This window comes from Cobetia sp. ICG0124 (assembly GCF_004006355.1).
Classification (GTDB): domain Bacteria; phylum Pseudomonadota; class Gammaproteobacteria; order Pseudomonadales; family Halomonadaceae; genus Cobetia; species Cobetia marina.
The window spans coordinates 905,219-923,500 of the sequence record NZ_CP024893.1 but is presented as its reverse complement, the minus strand read 5'-3'; the positions used below and the strand labels follow the sequence as shown (position 1 = coordinate 923,500).

The 18,282-nt window shown below is 65.0% G+C and carries 14 protein-coding genes and 2 pseudogenes; 3 read left to right on the top strand and 13 right to left on the bottom strand.

Translation table 11 applies throughout. The annotated features are described in order from the left end of the window. From ribB to nrdR, 3 genes and pseudogenes are all read right to left on the bottom strand, one after another. Window positions 1–1,140: a 3,4-dihydroxy-2-butanone-4-phosphate synthase gene (gene ribB, locus CU110_RS04195; protein WP_205694123.1), complete on the bottom strand. Its 1,140-nt coding sequence runs from the start codon at window positions 1,138–1,140 to the stop codon at window positions 1–3. Window positions 1,141–1,340: 200 nt separating this feature from the next. Next, window positions 1,341–2,465, bottom strand: a pseudogene (gene ribD, locus CU110_RS04190) (bifunctional diaminohydroxyphosphoribosylaminopyrimidine deaminase/5-amino-6-(5-phosphoribosylamino)uracil reductase RibD); the annotation flags it as partial. A 16-nt stretch (window positions 2,466–2,481) separates the two neighbouring features. Then, on the bottom strand, window positions 2,482–2,970 hold the full coding sequence (gene nrdR, locus CU110_RS04185; RefSeq protein WP_077375003.1) for a transcriptional regulator NrdR: 489 nt from the start codon (window positions 2,968–2,970) through the stop codon (window positions 2,482–2,484). A gap of 85 nt (window positions 2,971–3,055) precedes the next feature. Between nrdR and CU110_RS04180 the strand changes: the two genes are divergently transcribed. Both CU110_RS04180 and CU110_RS04175 read left to right on the top strand, forming a co-directional pair. After that, entirely contained in the window at window positions 3,056–3,328 is a 273-nt protein-coding gene (locus CU110_RS04180; protein WP_127734659.1) for a GlsB/YeaQ/YmgE family stress response membrane protein, read from the top strand. A gap of 47 nt (window positions 3,329–3,375) precedes the next feature. Further along, window positions 3,376–5,073, top strand: coding sequence for a sugar phosphorylase (locus CU110_RS04175; protein ID WP_346427182.1), 1,698 nt, complete (start codon window positions 3,376–3,378; stop codon window positions 5,071–5,073). Between the two features lie 80 nt (window positions 5,074–5,153). Here the strand turns inward: CU110_RS04175 and CU110_RS04170 are convergent, their stop codons facing one another. From CU110_RS04170 to CU110_RS04135, 10 genes and pseudogenes are all read right to left on the bottom strand, one after another. Further along, entirely contained in the window at window positions 5,154–6,365 is a 1,212-nt protein-coding gene (locus CU110_RS04170; RefSeq protein ID WP_077375009.1) for a glycosyl transferase, read from the bottom strand. A gap of 41 nt (window positions 6,366–6,406) precedes the next feature. Then, the gene (locus CU110_RS04165) at window positions 6,407–7,303 is read right to left on the bottom strand and encodes an HAD-IIB family hydrolase (RefSeq protein ID WP_164850270.1); all 897 of its coding nucleotides are present in this window, start codon (window positions 7,301–7,303) and stop codon (window positions 6,407–6,409) included. 304 nt (window positions 7,304–7,607) lie between these two features. Further along, the gene (locus tag CU110_RS04160) at window positions 7,608–8,909 is read right to left on the bottom strand and encodes a TRAP transporter large permease subunit (RefSeq protein WP_077375014.1); all 1,302 of its coding nucleotides are present in this window, start codon (window positions 8,907–8,909) and stop codon (window positions 7,608–7,610) included. A 69-nt stretch (window positions 8,910–8,978) separates the two neighbouring features. Continuing rightward, window positions 8,979–9,374: pseudogene (locus CU110_RS16540) on the bottom strand (TRAP transporter small permease); the annotation flags it as partial. Window positions 9,375–9,595: 221 nt separating this feature from the next. Next, window positions 9,596–10,564: a TRAP transporter substrate-binding protein gene (locus CU110_RS04155; protein ID WP_205632764.1), complete on the bottom strand. Its 969-nt coding sequence runs from the start codon at window positions 10,562–10,564 to the stop codon at window positions 9,596–9,598. Between the two features lie 141 nt (window positions 10,565–10,705). Beyond that, on the bottom strand, window positions 10,706–11,593 hold the full coding sequence (locus tag CU110_RS04150) for an FCD domain-containing protein (RefSeq protein ID WP_084209624.1): 888 nt from the start codon (window positions 11,591–11,593) through the stop codon (window positions 10,706–10,708). A gap of 246 nt (window positions 11,594–11,839) precedes the next feature. After that, window positions 11,840–13,102, bottom strand: a complete 1,263-nt coding sequence (gene glyA / locus CU110_RS04145; protein WP_077375029.1) for a serine hydroxymethyltransferase — start codon at window positions 13,100–13,102, stop codon at window positions 11,840–11,842. A gap of 225 nt (window positions 13,103–13,327) precedes the next feature. Continuing rightward, a complete protein-coding gene (locus tag CU110_RS04140; RefSeq protein WP_346427161.1) occupies window positions 13,328–15,400 on the bottom strand; it encodes an FtsX-like permease family protein in 2,073 nt (690 codons plus the stop codon). After that, window positions 15,306–15,860, bottom strand: a complete 555-nt coding sequence (locus CU110_RS17855) for a hypothetical protein (RefSeq protein WP_346427160.1) — start codon at window positions 15,858–15,860, stop codon at window positions 15,306–15,308. Before CU110_RS17855 ends, CU110_RS04140 begins: the two co-directional genes overlap by 95 nt. Further along, window positions 15,853–16,587, bottom strand: coding sequence for an ABC transporter ATP-binding protein (locus CU110_RS04135; RefSeq protein WP_127734653.1), 735 nt, complete (start codon window positions 16,585–16,587; stop codon window positions 15,853–15,855). The genes CU110_RS17855 and CU110_RS04135 overlap by 8 nt, the downstream gene beginning before the upstream one ends. Window positions 16,588–16,725: 138 nt before the next feature. Between CU110_RS04135 and ppk2 the strand changes: the two genes are divergently transcribed. Beyond that, window positions 16,726–18,273, top strand: coding sequence for a polyphosphate kinase 2 (ppk2, locus tag CU110_RS17850; RefSeq protein ID WP_346427159.1), 1,548 nt, complete (start codon window positions 16,726–16,728; stop codon window positions 18,271–18,273). Window positions 18,274–18,282 lie beyond the last annotated feature (9 nt).

Sequence of the window (18,282 nt, the reverse complement as noted above, 5' to 3'; positions counted from 1 at the left end):
TCAGTCCACAATGCTAGCGCCCCGGCGAACCGGGGCGGAGATATCAATCATACCGGGAGCGACGACCGTGTCTGTGCCACTGGCCGCGTCATCACTGCCGATCAGCTCGACCACTTCGAGGCCGAAACCGGACAGCGCAGAGAACTTCCACGGCGAGCTGAGCAGACGCATCCGGCCGACGCCGAGATCCCTGAGGATCTGGGCACCGGTACCGGTAGTCAGATAGTTGCCCGCACCATCGGATTCGTTGGTGCGCGGCGTACGACGTCGTCCGAGGAAGACATCGAGACGTTCCTTGTAATCCTGTGAATCACTGCCGGTGTCCAGCAGCACCAGCACGCCCGCATCAGCGGCAGCGACCTGTGACAGTGCATCATGGAGCGCCCAGCTGCTGCTGCCCGGCTGACGCAGGGTCAGGAGGTCACGCATCGGGTCCTCCACATGCACACGCACGGTGGTCAAGGCGTCAGGCGTCGGCGTGCCCTTGACCAGCGCCAGATGGTGACGGCCCTGGATGCGATCGCTGAAGCAGTGCAGCGTCAGCTCGCCGAAGGCCGTCTCGACCTGCTCGCTGTCCAGCACTTCCACGGTCTGTTCGTTGTGGATGCGGTATTCGATCAGGTCCGCGATGGTGCCGACCTTGAGATCATGCTCGGCGGCAAAGCGCTCGAGCTCCTCACGACGCGCCATGCTGCCGTCGTCGTTCATGACCTCACAGATCACGCCGGTCGCGCCAAAGCCCGCCATGGAGGCCAGATCACAGGCCGCCTCGGTGTGGCCGGCACGACGCAGCACGCCACCCGGTTCCGCCATCAGCGGGAAGATATGCCCCGGCTGGACGATATCCTGCGGACGGGCGTTGCGGGCGGCAGCCGCCTGCACGGTACGTGCGCGATCAGCAGCGGAGATACCGGTGGTGACGCCTTCGGTGGCTTCGATGGAGAGCGTGAACTTGGTACCGAAGCCGGAACCGTTGGCCTGCACCATCAAGGGCAGCTGGAGCTGCTCGCAATGCTCACGCGACATCGGCATGCAGATCAAGCCACGCGCATGACGCGCCATGAAGTTGATGTGCTCGGCTGTCACGGCTTCCGCGGCGATGATGATGTCGCCTTCGTTCTCACGATCCTCGTCATCCATGAGGATGACCATCTTGCCCTGCCGGATATCCTCGACGAGTGCTGCGATGCCTGATAGCGCCATGCTTGCTCCACATTTCGGACCGCGCCGACGGTTGCCCGGCCCACGCGTGTTATCAAAAAGTCGGGCGTCAGGGTACCCCGCCACCCGGTTTTGCGCCAGCGCCCCGCGACGCCACTGTCGCCAGACAGCGGCAAGTCCTTGTCGGGCACTGCCGTGATGCGCCAGTCGCGCCCCACGGCACGAATCTCACGGATCTCGACCCGCCGCTGCTGCGCCATGTGCTCGAGTCCGGGCAGGGCCAGCAACGGACGCGCCTCCCCGCCCAGCAGCGTCGGCGCCATGAACAGCTGCATCTCATCCACCAGCCCGGCACTGAGCATGGCACCGGCAAGCACCGCACCGGTCTCCAGCAGGACCTCATTGGCCTGCTCGTGCTCGGCCAGATGGCGCAACAGCGCCTCGAGATCCACACGTCCCTCCGGGCCCGCCGGCAGCGCCAGCACCTCGGCGCCGGCCGCTTCCAACAGTCTGCGCCGTTCTGCCTGAGCCGCTGTCTCATCCGCGACACAGACCACCAGGGTTCTGCCGTCCTGCTCAAGGATTCGCGCCGCCAGGGGCAGGCGCAGATGCGTATCCACCACCACGCGCAACGGCTGACGCGTCACCAGCGCCTCGAGCCCCAGCGGATGCGCCTCCAGCCCCAGCTGCTCGGCGCGCACGTTGAGGCGCGAATCATCGAAGATGACCGACTCGATACCGCTCATCACCACGCTGGAGCGTGCGCGCAGTCGCTGAACGGCGCTGCGCGCTTCCGGGCCGGTGATCCACTGGGATTCACCGGAGGCCATCGCGGTGCGACCGTCCAGACTCATGGCCTGCTTGAGACGCACGAAGGGGCGCCCGCGCTCCATGCGCGACAGGAAGCCGGGATTGAGCGCACGCGCCTCCTGCTCCAGCACGCCCACCGTCACGGCGATGCCAGCGCCCTGAAGCATGGCGATGCCACGCCCGGCCACCTGCGGATTCGGGTCCCGCATGGCGATCACCACCCGCGAGATGCCCGCCGCGATCAAGGCGCGTGAGCATGGTCCGGTTCGCCCGGTGTGCGAGCAGGGCTCCAGCGTCACGTAGGCCACGCAGCCCAGGGCTTGCTCACCGGCGGCGGCCAAGGCGTTGACCTCGGCATGCCCTTCCCCGGCGCGCACATGAAAGCCGGTGGCGATCACCTCGTCAGTGACGGGGTCGACCAGCACGCACCCGACCCGTGGATTGGGATGGGTGGTGTAGCTTCCCAGGCGCGCAAGGCGCAAGGCATGCGCCATGTGGCGAATATCGTGATCAGGAGCGGCTGTCTTCCTCGCCGGGCAGGAAACTGGGCTCCTGGGCGAGGCGGTCGATCTCGGCACGGAATTCGTCCAGATCCTGAAACCGGCGATAGACGGAGGCGAAGCGGATATAGGCGACCTGATCCAGCCGCTTGAGCTGCTGCATCACTTCGTCGCCGATCCGGCGCGCCTCGATCTCACGCTCCCCCGTGGCGCGCAGACGCTGACGGATACGCTCGACAGCCGCCTCGATCAGCTCCGAGGAGACAGGACGCTTCTCCAGCGCGCGCAACATGCCTGCCCGCAGCTTGTGCTCATCGAAGCTCTCACGGGAACCGTCACCCTTGACCACTCGCGGCATGACCAGCTCTGCCGTCTCGTAGGTCGTGAAACGCTCGCCGCAGGCCGCGCACTGGCGACGACGACGCACCTGGTCACCCTCGACCACCAGCCGGGAATCCGTGACCTTGGTTTCATGAGTTCCACAGAAGGGACAGTGCATTGTTGGGAGCCTGCTTGAGTGCGAGGTGGCGGCGGTGAATGATCTTCACGACCAAGTGCTTACTAATGACGCAAGGAGACGCGACATGGGAATCATCGCCTGGATCATCTTCGGACTGATCGCCGGCATCATCGCCAAGGTCATCATGCCCGGCAAGGACCCCGGTGGCATCATCGTCACCAGCATCATCGGCATCCTGGGTGCCGTGGTAGGGGGATGGATCGGCACGCAGCTCGGCTTCGGAGATGTCACCGGCTTCAATCTGGCAAGCTTCGTCATCGCCGTGCTCGGTGCCATCATCCTGCTGATCCTGTATCGAGTCGTTCGCAGGTACACGCCGAGACGCTGCTGGCGGTGATCTATCCCGAGCGCAAGGATGAGGTGCTGCGGCGTCTCGAGACACTGATGGAGCTGCATCGTTCGCGTCTTGCCCCCCGGGTTCCCGAGGGCGAACCGCTGTGGAGCGAACGTGATCAGTGGCTGATCACCTACGGCGACAGCGTGCAACAGGAAGGCGAGGCCCCGCTGGCCACCCTGAATGACTTCCTCGCGAGCCGTCTGGGTGACTGCCTCTCCGGGGTGCACGTCCTGCCCTTCTTCCCCTGGAGCAGCGACGACGGCTTCAGCGTCATCCACTACCGTGAGGTCAATCCGGCCCTCGGCGACTGGCAGGACATCCAGCGTCTGAGCGAGCAACGTGACCTGATGGCGGACCTCGTCATCAACCACTGCTCGCGGGAATCGCTGTGGTTCGCCGATTATCTGGCCGGCGTGCAACCCGGCCGCGATTACTTCATCGAGATGGACCCGGAAACGGACGTCTCCAGCGTGGTGCGACCACGCCCCTCGGCCCTGCTCACGCCGGTGCATACCCGTCGTGGCCTGCGTCATCTGTGGGCAACCTTCTCGGATGACCAGATCGACCTCAACTTCGCCAATCCCGACGTCCTGCTGGAGTTCATCGGTATCCTGCTCTATTACCTCGAGCAGGGCGCGCGCATGATCCGCCTCGATGCCGTGGCCTTCCTGTGGAAGCGTCTGGGCACCTCCTGCGTGCATCTGCCGGAGACGCATGCCGTGGTCCGCCTGCTGCGCGCCATCGTGGATCATCTGGCCCCCGGCAGCCTGCTGATCACGGAAACCAACGTGCCCCACGCCGAGAACATGTCGTATTTCGGCCTCGACCGCCTTTCCGAGCAGGACCTGACCTCCCTCGAGGGCAGCGCCCAGGCCGATGAAGCCCACATGATCTATCAGTTCACGCTGCCGCCGCTGACTCTGCATACCCTGACCTCCGGGGATGCCAGTGCGCTGACCGAATGGGCCGCCAGCCTGCCCTCTCTGCCGGCGGGATGCAGCTACTTCAACTTCACGGCCAGCCACGATGGCATCGGCGTGCGTGCGCTGGAAGGCCTGCTGCCGGACCATGAGCGCGATACCCTCGTGCGACTGGTGCACGACTTCGGTGGCTACGTCAGCATGCGCGCCAATCCGGGGCGCGCCGACACTCCCTATGAGCTGAACATCAGCTATTTCGATGCCCTCAAGGGCACGCGGCGTGGACGGGACCCGTGGCAGATCGAGCGCTTCATCGCCAGTCAGACCCTGATGCTGAGCCTGCAGGGCATTCCCGGCCTCTATCTTCATTCACTGACCGCCACCCCCAATCACCAGGAAGGGGTCGAACGCGACGGGCATCTGCGCGCCATCAACCGCCGCAAGTGGCAGCGCGATGAACTGGAAGCCCTGCTGTCCAGCCCCAACACCGCGACCCATGAGGTCTTCCATGCCTTGAAGCGCCGCATGGCACTGCGCCGCGAGGAGCCATGCTTCCACCCCGATGCCCATCAGCAGGTGTTCGACCTGGGGCCGGACTTCTTCGTCTTCGAGCGCGTCACCCACGAGGGACGTCGCCTGCTGTTCGCCCTCAATGTCACCGACCAGCCGCGTGTGCTGCCCTTGCCGGAAAGCTGGCAGGGCCTCGCGTTGACCGACCACCTGTGTCATGACAAGGCCTTCGACCCCGCCATGGCGCGCCGCCCCTATCAGGCCGCCTGGCTGATGGAGCAGTCGGTGCGCCCACCGGCCATCGAGGTCGTCTGACCTGACGACGTGCCTGCCAACGACAACGGGGCTGCCAGTGGCAGCCCCGTTGTCGTTTTACCTTCCCGTGTCTGCCGCAATTACTGGTTGTCCAGCTCCACCGCTTCATGCATGCGCTCGAGCAGGTCCGGCACCGCGGACTGCACCCGATTCCAGCTCGGAATGAAGGGCTTGTCACGCGGGTTGTCGAGGAAGGCGCTGCCGGCATCCATGATGTTGGCGGCGAACAGCTCCACTGCCGCTTCCTCGCTGTGACGATCCACCGTCAGGCCATTCATGACGGCGTCGTTGTAATAGGTCTCGATCAGATCCAGCGCGATGCGATAGTAGGTCGCCTTGATGGTGCGGAAAGTCTCGCCATGGATCTCGACCCCCAGCGTCGCCAGCTTGCGATACATGGCCTTGGCGATATCCAGACTCATGCGATTGAGGCCGCCCAGCGCATCTTCCTCGGACAGCGGCTGATGCTTGTGATCATAGGCATCGGCGATGTCCACCTGGCACAGACGCTTGGTGGAATAGTTGCGATGCACCTCGGACAGCACGCCGATCTCCAGCCCCCAGTCGCTGGGGATGCGAATGTCCGCCAGCACGTCGGTGCGCATCGAGAACTCACCGGACAGCGGATAACGATAGCTGTCGAGATAATCCAGATACGGCAGCGGGCCATAGACCTTCTTGAGCGCACGGATCAACGGCGTGACCATCAGACGTGCCACGCGACCATTGAGCTTGCCCTGGGCGATGCGCGAATAGTAGCCCTTGCAGAATTCGTAGTTGAACTGCGGATGGGCGACCGGGTAGATCAGACGCGCCAGCAGGCCGCGATCATAGGTGACGATATCGCAGTCATGCAGTGCCACCGCCTCGGCGATGCCTGATGACTGCACGTAACCGGAGCAATACCAGACGTTGCGCCCCTTGCCGGCCTCCATCGGTGCCAGACCATGCTCGGTCAGCTCTTCATCCAGTGCACGCAGGCGCGGCCCGTCGTTCCACAGGATACGGTGATGCTGTGGCAGGTGAGAGAAGAACTCCTTGGCATGCTCGAACTGGTCGCGGTCGGCACGATCCAGCCCGATCACGATCTCGCTGAGATACGGCACCTGCGCCAGCTCATCGACGATGTGCTTGAGCGCGGGGCCTTCCAGCTCGGAATACAGCGAGGGCAGAATCAGGCTCATCGGCCGCTTGCGGGAGAAGCGCATCAGATCCGCTTCAAGGTCCTCCACCGGACGGTCGGTCAGGTTATGGAAGTTGGTGATGATGCCATTCTGGTAAAAATCGCTCATGTCAGCTCCTTGTCATACCGAAGACACGCATCAGGCAGGCGTCAGGCGCGCAGGCCTCTGGATGTCCATTCTTCCGGCTGGCCATTGGCCAGCCAGTGACGTAATCCCTCGACCCATCCCTGCGGCCCGGGGTGATTGGCGCGAAAACAGCGGCGTTCATCCGCCAGTAGCGGATACTCGGCAAGCTCCCGATCGCGCTGTGAGGTATCACCGACGCTGGGGATCAGGACAGCGTTGTCGACCGCGGCCAGCAATGGCAGATCATTGGCGCCATCACCGAAGCCCAGTGTCCAGGGACGCACCCGCTCACAGAGCCGGTAGCGCGCGATCAGATAGCGCGCCGCCACCCCCTTGTCAGTGTCGCCCGTCACATGATGGAAACGCCCGCCCCGCGTCAGCTTGAGGCCATGGCTGGCCAGGCGCGTGCGGAACTCCTCGAGGCGCTCCGGCGCGTCCTGCCATACCAGCGGTTCACTGGCATCACGCTCCCCCGCCAGCGCCGCATCCGCCTCTCCCAGCCCCGTCAGCTCGCTGATTCTTGCCACCGACATCGCGGCAAAGCCTTCAAAGGCGAATTCCTCGCTCAGTCCCTCCAGCACCTCGAGAATCGCGCGGCGCGGCATGGCCACCGCGATACGGCACAGGCCGTGCGCATCCGGGGCACTGGCCTCCTCCAGTGGATAGGCACTGAGCCAGGAGGCCGGCAGCGCCACGACGCCTCCGTTCTCGGCGATCCAGGGCTGACCCGCCAGCCCCAGCGAGCGCATCAAGGGCGTGAGTTCAGCCGCGGTCTTGGAGGTATTGGGCACGACCCAGGCGCCGCGAGCACGCAGGCGGGTCAGCCAGCTGCGCGCCGGACCCGGCGAGTAATCGTGATGGTCCAGCAGCGAGCCATCCAGGTCGGTCAGCAACAACAGCGGTGCTTGAGTCTCTGACATGTGAACTCTCCTCATGAAGTGCTGCAGCGTGCCAGGCATCCCCGCGGTGCGGTCTCGTTGCGCCAGGCAAGCCTGCCAAGAGCATTGCAGGGAATGTGCCAAGATGGTGCAGTCGCAATGACAGTCTGGCCTCTCAACTCTCAACTCTGATTCACCGCCGGCTTGCTTGCACCAACAATGAGCACAAATCCCCTGATGCATGTCGCGTCGCCACATTGCAGCGCAAACCTGTCGTCACGAACGACGACGCCCTCGCATCTGCGAGGGCGTCGAGTCTTCGGCCATCAGGCAACATCTGTTGAGACTAGACCAGCCACAGTGACAGTTGCGGCCACAGCAGCAACATCGCCAGCACGCACAGCTGGATGGCGATGAACGGCAGCAGCGAGACGAAGATATCCTTGAGACTGATGCCTTCCGGTGCCACGCCTTTCAGATAGAAGGCGGCAGGCCCGAAGGGAGGCGACAGGAAGGACACCTGCATGTTGACCGCGAACAGCACGCCGAACCATACCGGGTCATAGCCAAGTTGGATGATGATCGGCACGAAGATCGGCAGGGTCAGCATCGCGATGCCGATCCAGTCGAGGAACAGCCCCAGCAGCAGCAGGATCGCCATCATCACCATGATGATCGCCAGCGGCGGGATATCGAGGCCGAGAATCATGCTCGACACGAAGCGGTTGCCGCCCATCAGGTTGTAGACCCCGACCAGCGCCGCCGCCCCGATACCGATCCAGATGATCATGCCGCAGGTGTTCATGGTCTGGGACAGCGCACGCTGCATCAGGGTGATGGAGAATTCACCCCGCAGCATCACCGCCACCAGCACGCCGAAGCTGCCCATCGCCGCTGCCTCCGTCACCGAGGCCACCCCACCATAGATGGAACCCAGCACCAGTCCCGCGATGATCGCCGGCACGCCGACGGCCTTGAGCAGCTCACGCTTGCTCTGGAAGCTGGCACGCCGTTCCTCCTCGGGCATCACCGGCCCCAGCGCGGGATTGCGCAGGCAGCGGATCAGCACATAGAGGATATAGCTTGCCATCAGCACGATGGCCGGGGTGATCGCCGCGGTGAACAGATCGGCAATCGACTGGTTGGCGATCAGGCCATAGATGATCAGCACGATGGAGGGCGGCATCATGGTGCCCAGCGAGCCCCCGGCACACACCACGCCGATGGCGATGTGCTTGTCATAGCCGAGCCGGAGCATCTGCGGCAGCGCCAGAATCCCCAGCAGCACGATCTCGCCGCCGATGATGCCGGACATCGCCGCCAGGAAGAACGCCACCACGATGGTCTGGATCGCCACGCCGCCGGGCAGGCGACCTGCCATCACGCGCATGGCATTGAACAGGTCCTTGGCGATCCCCGAGCGATCCAGCAGCGAGGCCATCAACACGAACATCGGCACCGCCACCAGCGAATACTCGGTGACGAAGCCATAGACACGACTGGTGACCAGCGGCAGCGCCATCGGGCCGAACCAGCCGAAGGTGTAGGCCAGCGCGACCAGGCCGGTGACGAAGGCCAGCGGCAGGCCGGTGACCAGCAGCGCGAAGATGCCGCCGACCAGCAGCATGGTAGCCGTTGCGATATCCATCAGCGCTGCTCCTTGTGCGTCACTTCCCCCTTCGGGCGGACGGGGAGAGAAGAAGGTCTGGTAGAGATGCCACAGCGCCTGCAGGGTCATCACCGCCAGCGCGAACAGGATCACGCCCTTGGTCAGCGCTGGAAACGGCGGGTTCCACGAGGTACCGGAGCGCTCCAGCTGCCATTCGCCCAGCGGGCTGTGCGAGGCGCGCCAGAACATCACCCAGCCTGCGTAACTCATCGCCATGCAGAACACGAGCGTCATCACGTCATTGAAGCAGTCCAGCACGTAGCGAAAGCGCGTGCCGACCAGGTCGTAGAGCACACGCACGCGAATGTGGCGGTTGTTGGCCAGCGCCGCCGGCCCGCCCAGCGCGAAGCTGGTCGCGACCAGGAAGATCACCGTCTCGTGGACCCAGGAGGTCGGCGAGTCGAGGCCATAGCGCATCACCACCTCGAACACGCTGATCGCCATCGCCAGCAATACCAGCCACGCCGCGGCGCGCGTGCCCTTGCCGACCAGTCGGTCCAGCGGCGTGCGCGTGCCCAGATTCGGGTCGTGGTCATCCGACGCCTCCGGCAGGCCCGGCGACGCCACATCATGTTCTGCCATATCGAATTCCTTGCTAACTGGCTTGCTCAAGGAGGATCGGCGCGCCCAGTGAGCACGCCGATCATCATCTCCCGCGTCTTTGCTTACATCAGGTTGCGGTCGGTGAGGAAGGTGACCACGGACTCGTAGACCTTGCCGGTCAGCTCGTTCTTCTCGGCCCATACCTTCCACTCCTGCTGGGCGATGCGACGGAACTTGGCGCGTTCTTCCGGCGCCATGTCGATCACCTCGATATCCGGATTGGCTCGCGCCGCGCTCACCGCCTTGAGGTCACGCGCCTTGAGGGTGAAGACCATGTCGTAGGCCATCGAGTCAGTCGCGGTCTCCATGATCGCCTTGAGATCCGCCGGCAGGCCGTCCCAGATGTCCTTGTTCATCGACACCGCCACCATCGGCAGCGAGTGGAAGCCCGGATAGGACGGGTACTTGGCGAAGCTGTGCAGGCCCTGGTCATCATTGGTGGCGAACACGGTGTAATCCGCCGCGTCGATCACGCCCTTCTCGAGACCGGTGTAGACCTCGGAGCCCGGCAGGTTGACGGGGGCTGCACCGGCCTTCTGGAAGATGTTGTAGACCATGCCTTCCGGCGCACGCACCTTGAGGCCCTTGAGGTCATCGACGGTACGCACCGGCTTCTTGGAGACGAAGGACTCAAGCCCGGTGGCGCCTGCGCCGATCAGATGCACGCCGTAGGGCTCGACCAGCTCGTTGTAGAGCGCCTCACCACCGCCGTGCTGCATGTACTCGAGATATTCCAGCGGATCCCCCCAGGCACCCACCAGGTTGCCTAGCATGCCGAAGGCCGGATTCTGGCCCGAGAAGTAGGACGGGTCCGTCAGGTGGCCCTGCAGGATGCCGGAGCTGACGGCGTCCAGCGTCTGGTTGGCCTGTACCACGGCATTGACCGGCAGGATCTCGATGGCGATGCGCCCATCCGACATGGTCTTGATGTTCTCGGCCCAGGCCTTCTTGACCTCGAACTGCGGCTCACCGGCCGTTTCCGAGGTCTGGAAGGTCCATTCGTACTCGGCCGCCCAGCTGGGCGCGGCCATCGCACTGGCGGCCAGCGCCGTGGAAAGGGCAAGCGCCTTGAGCGCGAAACGCCCGGAGGCGAGGGACGGACGTTGGGACGTGGTGGAATGCGGCATGGTGGAACTCCTGGCGTGTTGTTATGACGTGTTACAGGGCGCGGGTCACTCTCTTGACAGAGGGGCGGAGAGACTGGGCAGCTGACCGAAACGACGTAGCAGCTCCAGCGGCTCCTGGGCGCGCCCGACACCGTGCGGCCCATCGGCCACCTCGGGCATGGCGAGCCCGAGATCGCGCCCGGTGCGATCCAGCACATGCAGGGTCGCGGCATGGGCCGCCTCCGGCTGGCGCAGACGAATCGCCTCCATCACCGCACGATGGCGACCGAGACTGTCGCCCAGCTCCGAGGCATTGTGATTGGAAGTCGCCACCAGCAGGCTGATCGAGGGCTTGAGCACATGGCCGAGCTGCGCCCAGATGACGTTGTGGGTCGCGGCGAAGATGGCGTCATGGAAGGCGATATCGGCGCGATCGAACTCCTCCATGGCGCTGCCGCCATGCACCGCCGCCGCCATGCCGTCGTAGGCCTGCTCGATGGCGGACAGGTCCTGGGCGGTGGCCTCGGTGGCCGCCAGTGCGGCAACGAAGGGTTCGATGGAAATGCGGAAGGCGTAGATATCCCGTGCCAGCTGCGGATGCGGCATCGCATAGCGTGTCATCCAGCCGGTGACGCGTGGGTCGAGCAGATGCCACTCGCTGAGCGGATTAACGCGCGTGCCCTGCCCGGTGGTGCGGGTCAGGATGCCGGCATTGACCAGACTCTGGATCGCGGTGCGTACGGTGGCGCGGCTCTGGGCGTGCTGATCGCAGAGATCCAGCTCACGAGGGATCAGACTGCCCGGCGGATAACGATTCTCGAAGATGGCCTGCGCCAGCCATTCCGCCACATCGACACGGGCGGTGGTCGACGATTCACTGGCGGACGCTGACGTTGGGGATGACGTGCTGGCACGCGGGTGGCCGCCTGCAGCACTCCTGGGTGGCGTGGGCATGATCGAACGTTCCTTGATGGCGTGGCGCGTCAATTGTGGCTCGCTCACCTCCCTCGCAGGATGGGTCGCGGTGCGCTCTTGTCCGTCAAGGAATAGCCCATGTCAGACATGCCAACAAGACACCTTAGACCAAGGGTGAGACCCGACTTTGGTCACACCTTTACGCAACTCCATGTTGCGCAAGGATTATTCACTGGACGTGAGCCGGGCACAAAAAAACGCCTGCCGCTTTCGCGACAGGCGTTCTCAGGCGTAGACCGGCAGACGTGCACAGACCTCGGAGACCTTGGCCTGTACCTCGGCTTCGGCAGCGGCGGAATCGCCAGCGACCATCGCCTCGAGGATGTCGCAGATCCAGCCCGCCAGATCCAGACACTCCTGCTCCTTGAAGCCGCGCGTGGTGACGGCCGGGGTGCCGATACGCAGACCGGAGGTGACGAACGGCGACTGCGGGTCACCCGGCACGGCATTCTTGTTGACGGTGATGTGGGCACGGCCCAGTGCCGCATCAGCGTCCTTGCCGGTCAGGCCCTGCTTGACCAGTGACAGCAGGAACAGGTGATCCTCGGTGCCGCCGGAGACGACTTCGAAGCCACGCTCCAGGAACACGGACGCCATGGCCTGGGCGTTCTTGACGACCTGCTGCTGGTAGGTCTTGAAGGACGGATCCATCGCTTCCTTGAAGCAGATCGCCTTGGCCGCGATGACGTGCATCAGCGGACCACCCTGGCCACCCGGGAAGACGGCGGAGTTCAGCTTCTTCTCGATGTCGGCATTGCCTTCGGCAGACAGGATCAGGCCGCCACGCGGACCGCGCAGGGTCTTGTGCGTGGTGGTGGTGACGACGTGGGCGTGGGGCAGCGGGCTCGGGTAGACACCGGCGGCGACCAGACCGGCCACGTGGGCCATGTCGACCAGCAGGTAGGCACCGACTTCGTCGGCGATCTTGCGGAACTCGGCCCAGTCGATGATCTGGGAGTAGGCGGAGAAGCCGGCGATGATCATCTTCGGCTTGTGCTCACGCGCCAGACGCGCGACTTCGGCGTAGTCGATCAGGCCGTTCTCGCCCAGACCGTACTGCACGGCGTTGTAGTGCTTGCCGGAGAAGTTCGGACGTGCACCGTGAGTCAGGTGACCACCCGCGTCCAGGCTCATGCCCAGAATGGTGTCGCCCGGCGAGACCAGCGCCTGGAAGACGGCACTGTTGGCCTGGGAACCGGCGTGCGGCTGAACGTTGGCGTAGGTGGCACCGAACAGTTCGCAGGCGCGATCGATGGCCAGCTGCTCGACCTTGTCGACGAACTCGCAACCGCCGTAGTAACGCTTGCCCGGGTAGCCTTCCGCGTACTTGTTGGTCAGCTGGGAGCCTTGCGCCTGCATGACACGGGGGCTGGCGTAGTTCTCGGAGGCGATCAGCTCGATGTGAGCTTCCTGGCGAACGACTTCGTCGTCCATGGCGCTCAGGAGCGCATCATCAAAACCGGCAATCTGCATGTCACGGGTGAACATCGGGTGTCCTCGCCTGAAGGGTGATGACGACAGCGAATTCCGGCGCGGCCGGATCGCCATCTAGGGGTAAGATCAGGACCAGCATGATACCTCAGCCGGCGGTCCGATTCACATGAATCAGCATCATTGTTAACGCAAGATGGCCTCACGATCGACACGACGATCCCGAGGCCGAGGCCATCCTGCGGCGGCGTCATGCACTGCGCTGATGCTGCCTTTCCGTGCTCACTGCAGGGCGCGCAGCCCTGCCATGGGCGGCTGGCGGCGCACTTCCCGCGACAGCCAGAAGCCCAGCCCGCCGACCAGCACAGCGCCGATCAGCGGCAGGCCGAGCCACAGCCACGGATGCAGCACCACCGGCAGGCCCAGCCAGCCGGAATAGAGCCCGACCGCCGCGCCTTCCGCCAGCATCGCACCCAGCAGACCGCTCAATGCCCCCAGCAGCACGAACTCGGCAGCCTGCAGACGGGCCAGCAGGCTCTGCCCGGCACCGAATACCTTGTAGAGCGCGCCTTCGTGTTCTCGTGCGGGGCGGCTGGCCACCAGGGCCGCGTAGAGCACGCTGGCACCGGCCAGCAGTACCAGACCGAGAATCAGCTCGACGGCCCGCGAGACCTGGGCGATCAGCTCCTGCACCCGCGTGAGAATCGCGTCGATGTTGATCAGGGACACGCTGGGGTAATCGCGCACCAGCGGTGCCAGCGCTCCCTCCTCCTCGAGATGAAACGCCGTCATGTAGCTGTGGGCGAAGCTCTCGAGCGCCCCGGGCGGGAAGATCACATAGAAGTTGGGCATGAAGCTGTCCCAGTCCACATGGCGCAGATTGACCACCTGCGCCTTGAGGGTCTCGCTGCCGATGGTGAACGACAGGCTATCGCCGATGGACAGTCCCATGCGCTGCGCCAGGTCTTCCTCCATCGAGACCGGCACCCCCTGCGCCTCGGCGATGGCCTGACGGCGCGAGGGTTCGGCATCCGCGAAGTCCTCGAGCGGCGCCCAGTCACCTGCCGTCACGCGGTTGTGATCAGGCAGATCACGATGCCAGGTGAGATTGAGCTCTCGCTGGGGCACGCCGCGTGAGGCTTCAGCCTCCCCGGTGCCTTGCGCCTCCACGATGGCCGACAGCTCCTCGCCGAAGGCCTGCTGCTGGCCCGGCTGGATGTTGATGGCGAAGTGGTTGGGGGCATTGGCCGGAATCTGCGCCTGCCAGCGGCTGATCAGATCACCACGCACCAGCGCGATCAGTGCCACGGCCGCGAAGGTGACGGCGAAGGCCACCAGCTGACCGAGACTGGCGCCGCGACGCCGCGCCAGCAACCCGCCCGCCAGACGGACCGGCCGACTCCAGCCACCCTGTCCCCGCGTACGCGCCACCACCTTGACCATCAGTGACAGCAGCAGCTGCCCCACCACCAGCAACAGACCCAGCCCGATGATGCCGCCGACCAGCAACCCGGCCGCCAGCATGAGATCGCCCGAGTAGAGCCACATCAAGGCGCCGAACACCAGACTGGCCATCGCCACCACCACCCACGCCGAGGCCGGCAGCGGGGCCAGTTCACGCCGCAGCACCTTGAGCGCACTGACCTGACGCAGGCGCAGCAGCATCGGACCGGCGAAGCCGGCCAGCACCGCCAGTGCCGTCAGAATCCCCAATGCCAGCGGCAAGGGGCCCGGCGCCGGCAGCTCCAGCGGCAGGAAGCGCTCCAGCAGTGCCACCAGCCCCATCTGCCCCAGCAGCCCCAATACGGCCCCCAGGGTGCTGGCCAGCAGCGCCAGCCAGCCAAGCTGAGCGGCAAACAACCGTGACAGCTGACGCTGGGAAGCCCCGAAGCAGCGCCATAGCGCGGCACTGTCCAGATGGCGTTCCACATAGCGGCGCGTCGACATCGCCACCGCGACCCCGGCCAGCAGCACCGCCACCAGCCCGGCCAGACTCAGATACTTGTCGGCACGCTCCAATGAGCGCCCCAGTCGCGGGCGATCCTCACGCACGTCCTTGAGGCGCACCTCGGCATTGTCGGCACTCGCCAGCAGCGGCGCGATGGCATCGCGCGCCTGCTGCACCGCCGCCGGATCGCCAGCGGCCAGCAGGCGATATTCCATGCGTGAACCGGGCTGGATCAGACCGGTCGCCTCGAGATCCGCCATGTTGAACATCAGGCGCGGGCTGAATTCGGAGAAACCGCCCTGCTGGTCCGGCTCACGAGTGATCAGGCCGGTCAGGGTCAGGGTCTTGCGTCCCACGGTGAGGGTATCCCCCGGCGACACTCCCAGCGCCGTGGCCAGGCGTGGCACCAGCCAGGCCTCCCCGGGTGGCGGGATGGCGGGGCGCGTGGCGGGTATCGGAGGCAAGCTCGACCTGCCCCATCAGCGGATACCCCGGCGAGACTGCCTTGAGGCTCGAGAGCACGAAGCTGTCGCCATGCGAGGCCATCGAGACCATGCCCAGCTGCGGCGACATCTCGAGCCCGGCCTCCTCGAAGGCCTGCCGGAAACGCGGGTCCAGTGGATTGCTGGACTCCAGCACCAGATCTCCCCCCAGCAGCTGTCCCGCCTGGCGCGTGAGGCCACGATCCAGACGATCCAGAAAGAAGCCGATCATGGTGGTCGCGGCCACCGCCAGCATCAACGCCAGAAACAGCGCCCGCACATCACTGGCACGCAGGTCCCGCAGCAGGCCACGCAACGCAAGCGGCAGACGCATGGCGCCCCCGCGCGGCGATCGCGCGTCAGATGTCATGCTGGCATCAGTCATGCTGCCCTCCTTGCGGTGTGGCTACCGCAGGTGCCGAGGCATCGTCCTGCCATTCGACCAGCTTGCCGGCTTCCAGCGTCAGACAGCGATCACAGCGCCTGGCCAGGGTCAGATCATGGGTGACCAGAATCAGCGTGGTGCCGCGCTCACGGTTGAGCGTGAACAGCAGCTCCGCGATGCGATCACCGGTAGCGGTATCCAGATTGCCGGTGGGCTCATCGGCGAACACCAGCCCCGGTCCCGCCACGAAAGCGCGGGCGATCGCCACCCGCTGCTGCTCGCCGCCAGACAGATGACGCGGCAGGTGATCAAGACGCTCTCCCAGCCCGACCCGCGCCAGCCAGTCACGTGCCTTGGCCTCGATATCGCCCCGGGGCGCCAGCTCCAGCGGCATCAGCACGTTCTCCAACGCCGTCAGGGTCGGCAGCAGCTGGAAATTCTGGAACACGAAGCCCACCTGCCCCGCGCGCAGCGCCGCACGCCCGTCTTCATCCAATCCGGCAAGCGAGGTGCCGAACAGGCGAATATCGCCCTGGGTCGGACTGTCCAGCCCCGCCAGCAACCCCAGCAGCGTGGATTTTCCGGAACCGCTGGCCCCGATGATCGCCACGCTCTCGCCGGCTGCCACGGCAAGCTCTAGATCTTCAAGAATGGTCAACTGGCCGTCACCGCTGGCGACACGCTGGGTCAGACCCGTGACATTGAGGACTGCCGTCGGCGGACGCATGATCCGACGCAAAGGGGGCGTCGTTAATGGAGGCGTTATGTGACATCGTGTCTGCTCGCTTATGGTAGTGAACGGGATGGCCATGAACGCCAGTCCCCGAAACGGATGTGAAACGTGTGCAGATGATGGAGATGAGGAATGCAGAGATGGCTGGTGAATCGCCGTGAAACGCAACGTCTGTCCCGAGTCGCCGAACCGCGCGCCGCGCGCAAGACTGCCGGACTCACGCGGCTGCGCAATGCGCTTGCCAGTTCGGCACTGACCCTCGTGGCCGTGCTGGCGCCTCAGGTGGCGCTGGCAGAGGCGCCGGCTCCCTGGCTGGTGGTCGGCGACTCCCTCTCGGCCGGCTACGGCATCGACAGCAGCCGGGGTTGGGTCGCGTTGCTCGACGAGCGCCTCGAGGACACCCTGGGCAACGATGCGCCGGAGGTCATCAATGCCAGCATCAGCGGCGATACCACCGAAGGCGGCCTGAATCGCCTGCCGGCACTGCTCGACCGACACGACCCTTCGCTGGTAATGATCGAACTGGGCGGCAACGATGGCCTGCGCGGCCTTCCACCTGCGCGCATGCAATCCAATCTGGCCAGCATGATCGATGCCGTGGAAGATGCCGGCGCCCAGCCCGTGCTGCTGGGGATCGAGATCCCGCCCAACTATGGCCCGGCCTATACCGACGCCTTCCGCCAAGTCTATCGGGCGCTGGCCGACGAATACTCCGTGCCGTTGGTGCCCTTCATTCTCGAGGGCATCGCCACGGCACCGGCCGGCCAGAAACTGATGCAACAGGACCGTATCCACCCGACGGCCAAGGCCCAGCCGAGGTTGCTGGACAACATCTGGCCGACGCTCAAGCCGCTCGCGCTACCTGCCACCGAAACTCCCCACATGACGCTCGGGCCGGTCTCCAGCGACGCCTACCCTTACGACAAGCGGCTCAAGCGCAAGGTCTACGAGGCCGAGAAGCGGGCCCTGCAGATCGAGCTGCTCAAGGTCCAGCATTGGCTGCGTGACAGTGGCGAGCGGCTTGCCATCGTGTTCGAGGGGCGTGACGCCGCCGGCAAGGGCGGTACCATCAAGCGCTTCATGGAATACCTCAACCCGCGTTTCGCGCGCATCGTGGCACTGGACAAGCCCAACGAGACGGAGAAGGGACAGTGGTACTTCCAGCGCTACGTCTCGCGCTTTCCCACCAGTGGTGAAGTCGTGCTGTTCGATCGCAGCTGGTACAACCGTGCAGGAGTCGAGGCGGTGATGCGCTTCGCCAGCCCTGACGAGGTCGAGCGTTTTCTCATCCAGGTGCCACAGCAGGAGCGCCTGTGGGTCGAGGATGGCCTGCATCTGGTCAAGCTCTATTTCTCGGTCTCCCGGGAAGAGCAGTCCAATCGTTTCGCCAAGCGCGCCGCCGACCCACTGACGCGCTGGAAACTGTCACCGATGGACGCCGTGGCCCAGGAGAAGTGGGACGACTACACCACCGCGGCCGAGGCGATGTTCGCGCGTACCCACAGTCGCCACGCGCCCTGGACGCTGATTCGCTCCGATGACAAGCGTCGTGCTCGCATCGGCGCACTGCGCCATGTGCTCAGCCAGCTCGACTACCCCGGCAAGGACACACGGCTGATCGGCACGCCGGACCCATTGATCGTGGTGGATGCCGGCCGTCTGATCCTGCCCACGGACTAGTACGCCCCT